Genomic DNA, 288 nt, shown 5'->3' with positions numbered 1-288 from the left:
TTTGGGCTTTCGCATAATGAGCCAAACGAATCAGCAACGAATCGCGGAGAAAGGCGTGCATTTCACGTGAGCGCCCCTTTGGGATCAAGGAACCTATTCCGCCGCAAGCGGTTTGCCCGCAGCGTCCTTCACCTTCTGCTTCCACTGCGTGCGGATCTCCGACACCACCGAATCCGGCAGCGAGATGTAGTCCAGATCGTTCGCGGCCTGGGTGCCGTTCTTGAACGCCCAGTCGAAGAACTTCAGCGTCTCGGTGCCTTGCGCCGGCTTGTCCTGCGCCGTGTGCAA

At 59.0% G+C, this 288-nt stretch carries 1 pseudogene; it reads right to left on the bottom strand.

From position 1 onward, the window contains the following. Window positions 1–93: 93 nt before the first annotated feature. Window positions 94–288: pseudogene (locus PQR02_RS40920) on the bottom strand (phosphate ABC transporter substrate-binding protein PstS); the annotation flags it as partial.

It is taken from the genome of Paraburkholderia sediminicola, assembly GCF_046026895.1.
GTDB classification, from domain to species: Bacteria; Pseudomonadota; Gammaproteobacteria; order Burkholderiales; family Burkholderiaceae; genus Paraburkholderia; species Paraburkholderia sediminicola_C.
Note: the sequence above shows the minus strand (reverse complement) of the source record. Positions and strands in the feature narration are given on the sequence as shown.